This is a genomic window from Roseovarius gaetbuli, assembly GCF_900172365.1.
Classification (GTDB): Bacteria; Pseudomonadota; Alphaproteobacteria; order Rhodobacterales; family Rhodobacteraceae; genus Roseovarius; species Roseovarius gaetbuli.
Genome location: NZ_FWFJ01000091.1, coordinates 1 through 3,903, shown reverse-complemented (window position 1 = coordinate 3,903; position 3,903 = coordinate 1). Strand labels below are relative to the sequence as shown.

5 protein-coding genes and 3 pseudogenes are annotated in these 3,903 nt (G+C 55.0%); 3 read left to right on the top strand and 5 right to left on the bottom strand.

Annotation, left to right across the window (positions count from 1 at the left end; all coding sequences use genetic code 11):
* The coding region (locus ROG8370_RS19500) for a DUF3299 domain-containing protein (protein ID WP_139838240.1) at positions 1-210 on the top strand (210 nt) is incomplete at its 5' end.
* Positions 211-308: 98 nt separating this feature from the next.
* On the opposite strand, the gene ROG8370_RS19495 is transcribed toward ROG8370_RS19500, so the two are convergent.
* Both ROG8370_RS19495 and ROG8370_RS20820 read right to left on the bottom strand, forming a co-directional pair.
* Complete coding sequence (locus tag ROG8370_RS19495) at positions 309-713, bottom strand: hypothetical protein (RefSeq protein WP_139838239.1); 405 nt, start codon at positions 711-713, stop codon at positions 309-311.
* A 60-nt stretch (positions 714-773) separates the two neighbouring features.
* Positions 774-899, bottom strand: a pseudogene (locus tag ROG8370_RS20820) (ATP-binding protein); the annotation flags it as partial.
* Positions 900-979: 80 nt separating this feature from the next.
* Between ROG8370_RS20820 and tnpA the strand changes: the two are divergent.
* Both tnpA and tnpB read left to right on the top strand, forming a co-directional pair.
* Positions 980-1,411, top strand: coding sequence for an IS66-like element accessory protein TnpA (gene tnpA / locus ROG8370_RS19490; RefSeq protein WP_085828788.1), 432 nt, complete (start codon positions 980-982; stop codon positions 1,409-1,411).
* Positions 1,408-1,578: pseudogene (gene tnpB / locus ROG8370_RS21580) on the top strand (IS66 family insertion sequence element accessory protein TnpB); the annotation flags it as partial. The gene tnpA and the pseudogene tnpB, both read left to right, overlap by 4 nt.
* A 15-nt stretch (positions 1,579-1,593) precedes the next feature.
* Here the strand turns inward: tnpB and ROG8370_RS19480 are convergent.
* From ROG8370_RS19480 to ROG8370_RS19470, 3 genes and pseudogenes are all read right to left on the bottom strand, one after another.
* Positions 1,594-2,205, bottom strand: a pseudogene (locus tag ROG8370_RS19480) (IS256 family transposase); the annotation flags it as partial.
* A gap of 172 nt (positions 2,206-2,377) precedes the next feature.
* Positions 2,378-2,920, bottom strand: coding sequence for a CIA30 family protein (locus tag ROG8370_RS19475; protein ID WP_085828790.1), 543 nt, complete (start codon positions 2,918-2,920; stop codon positions 2,378-2,380).
* Between the two features lie 194 nt (positions 2,921-3,114).
* Positions 3,115-3,522, bottom strand: a complete 408-nt coding sequence (locus tag ROG8370_RS19470) for a SpoIIAA family protein (RefSeq protein ID WP_085828786.1) — start codon at positions 3,520-3,522, stop codon at positions 3,115-3,117.
* Between the last annotated feature and the right edge of the window lie 381 nt (positions 3,523-3,903).

The following is a 3,903-nucleotide window of genomic DNA, read 5'->3' as shown; positions in this document are numbered from 1 at the left end:
ATCCACACGCCGCCACCTCCTGCCAATCAGGTTGTCCATGTTGTTTATCCGGAAGGGATAGAAATCAATGGTCTGTTTACGCCAGTCTGGATATCGGGAGAAATTGCGGCAGAGCGTTCAATTCAAAGCATAGGTTACGTCGATGGCCAGACACCGGTTTCTGTAAGCTATACGATGCAACCCGATGCTGTGCAGAAATACGGCAATTGATATTCTGCAGGGCTCAGGCTGAATTGCTAAGGCCTGAGTTGCTCGAGTTCCATCCTTGACGGGAGCAGGGGTTTGAGCATCCAGTTTGGTCTGGATCATCAAATCTGTTGCTGGAACACGTGCGCGCCGACCGTGCGATGATCGGACAACCAAAGGGCCATAGCAGCGGCCATCGCGATATCCGCATGGGCTTCCTTTGTGCCGCCGCTGATCGACATGCGACCCGACGACCCGATGGATGCCTCGAATGACTCAAGCTCAGCTTGCAGAGTGTCGCGCATCGGAAAATTACCAAGCTGCAAGTCGCCCGTATGCAGCGCAGAGTTCATCGTGCCGAGCAGAAGGTTCTTTGAGACGTTGTTGAATGTGATGCCGCGCTCCTTAGTCTCCGTCTCGTTTTCACCGCCGACAATCTGCATCCGTGTGTGCTGCACCGACCGTGTGTTGAGCAGGTCACAGAACGCGCGCCCAACGCCACCTGCATCGACGATGTTGATTGTCACTGAGAACTGACCCGGGATTGTCACCGAGACTTGACCCACCCAGTTGTTATGTTCTTTGCGTCATGATGGCGTCAATGCTGCTGTCTCCTTTCGTTTCTTTTTCGCTGTCTCGGAGCTGGCCTTGAACCGATAGCTGTCATTGCCGGTCTCCAGGATGTGGCAGCGATGGGTGAGACGGTCGGTAAGCGTTTCCTGGCCCGCACCTTTCCAATTCTGACCTGACCTGAGATTTCGCACCTGACGGAGATTAGGGCAGGAGTTTCGCGATGGCGACTACGGTGGAGTTTCTCAGGGGCTACGGTGTGGACATACGGACCAATGGTCAGCGACGCTGGCCGGATGAGGTCAAGGCGCGGATCGTGGCTGAGAGTTTGAAGCCCGGGGCGACGGTGAACGGGGTTGCTGCGCGTTATGGGCTTCGGGCAAACCATCTGTCGGAATGGCGCAGTCGGGCGCGTGACGGCAGGTTGGTTTTACCCGCAGTTGAAGAGGACGACTTTTGTTTTGCGCCGATCGTGGTGTCGGATGATTGCGGCGATGCTCCTGTGCCAGCAGTGTCTGCACCGCTTACCAAGTCTGACGCAGCATCCGCTGACCCTATCGAGATTGAGATCGGCCAAGTGACAATCAGGCTCGATTGCACCACCAGTTCTGACCGGATTGCCGAGATCGTTCGGGCAGTCGGGGTACTGGCATGATGTTCCCTTCAAACCGTGTGCGGGTTCTGGTCTCGACGCAGCCTGTGGACTTCAGGAAAGGTCATGACGGTCTGGCTGCAATCGTGTCATCGGTGCTGCGCAAGGATCCATTCACGGGCACGGTGTTTGTGTTCCGGTCGCGCAGGGCGGATCGGCTGAAGCTGCTTTATTGGGGGGGATTACCCCAGAACCTCGCGTTCGCCCTCTGGGGTGACGCCCAAGGCCACATAAACGGCCTTATTTTTGACCTGGCGGCTTTCCGCGTCGCGGATTTTGACCCGAAGCGCATCAAGGAAAACGATTGGATACATCGGCTCCAAGGCGCGGTTCTGCCAGTCTGAAACCTCAGCCAGAACGGCATCGGTGACGCGGCTGATAAGGTCGGCTGATACCTTCAGGCCATAGACTTCTTCAAGGTGGGCGCGAATGTCTCGGGTCGTTAGGCCTGCCGCATACAGACCAATAATCTTGTCATCCATGCCATCAATCCGGGTTTGACCTTTCGGGATCAGTTCCGGCTCAAAACTGCCATCCCTGTCACGCGGAATGTCGATGGGCACTGCGCCGTCATTGCTCTTGAGCACTTTGCGGGTCGCGCCATTGCGCCGGTTGGTCTGCTGACTGTCGGGCTCACCATGCGGTTCATAGCCCAGATGCTCGGTTAACTCAGCGCCCAGCATCCGCTCCATTAGGCGGACCTTGAGCTCCCTCATAAGGCCTTTATCCCCCAGCAGGTCTTCGGGCCGTTCAACGCCGCTCAGCAGCTCATCCAGTAGTTCCGTGGAAATCGTCATTGTCGTCATGCTCCTTCGTTGGTGAAGCATGGGCCAAATTACTCATACACAGAAGGTCGGACACTCTCCTCCCGCCCGAACACCCATGAGGATGCCCGGACGGGGAATTAATCATCTCCGAGAAGTGAGGAGGGATAGTCGCCTGAAAACGCCTCCGCAATGACACGGATGGCTAGTAGAACCCCACCTCGCGCACATCAATTTCTGCCTCATGGTCCCGACCAAAGGCGACCACAGCAATCGACCTGATACTGTCGGCAATGGGGACGGCTCTTAATAGGCGGCCAGACCGCTCAAAGCTGTCCAACGGCAATCGCACCTCTGCCCAGTCACCGGTCGCCTCAAAACCTGCCTGATAGTACTGCCATGGCAACACCGTTCCGCTGGTGCGAAGGTGCACGAAATACCGTTGATCATTCCCTCGAACGATTAGATGCACGCCGGTCACATTCTCCGGAGCTCCATCAGGAAGCTCCATCCGCATCTGGATGAAGCCACCATTGTTTTCGGTACTGACCTTACCAGTCATGCGCGCATGAAACTGGTCGTTTTCTCGAACGAAGGCGACTTGACCGGAGGAAACGCCTCCCATCACGCCGTCGGTGAAAAAGCGCCATCTGGTTTCCGGCTGAAGCTCAAAGTTCTCGATCATTATGTTCCCTGCCAGCGCCGTCATCGGCGCTATCAGAAAGAGCAGCGCAATAAGGCGTCGCATGATAGTACACTCCATTAACCGGAAAGATGTGGGTAATAAGGCCACGATATTTAGCAAACCCGAAAAATATTAACATAACGGCCCATTATCAGCCGACACGGCGGTTAACATAAGGGCGCGTCTGTTCGTCATATTCGCAGCGGTCTCTAATTCGGGATCAACGCTAACAGGCAGATGATTTTGCAGCTACCGTTTCAGACAGGAAAGTTCTCTTCTTCGTCGCTTTCGCTCTCGACGCGGTCGTCCAGCCAATCTTCTGCAGCCTTCCCGGCAGAAAGTGGAAAGCTCTTTATCTCAAGTGACGGGATCACGGCGCCCTCGATTTCTGCGGCAGTTCGGATCCATGCGGTATCCGAGAGCACCGCGCATTTATCGAACTTGCCAATCAAGCTGAACAGTTTTGGCATCTTCTGGAATTCAACGGCCATCGCACCCAAGGTCGGCATCTCAAAGTCCAAAATCTTATAGAGCATCCTGCCGTTAGTAATACCTTCCGATTTCTCAATAAGATGATCAAGCGCCGAGCGCATTGCCTCTTTATCAAGAGCTCCTGAAAGCTCGATGTCTAAGCGATTAGCCGATGGTTTCGAAACGTTCAGCATTTCTAGAATCCTTATCTATATGTTGGACAGGATGCGCGATCTGGATCGCGGCGGCGTTGATGCAGGTCAACAACTACACATCAGGCCGGTTTGTCCGCGAAGCAGACCTCAGCGCAGAGCGCCGCGAAAGTCAGGTTTCCGCCCATGTATGCAGGGCCGTGGCTCTCAGTCCAAAGGAAACATTGAGTGCGCCCTCTGCCTGCCAGCATCGCATACAGCGATCGTCCGGGCTTCGGTGAATTCTGACCTTGGGCTGTTGATTGTCACTGAGAACTGACCCGGGATTGTCACCGAGACTTGACCCACCCAGTTGTTATGTTCTTTGCGTCATGATGGCGTCAATGCTGCTGTCTCCTTTCGTTTCTTTTTCGCTGTCTCGGA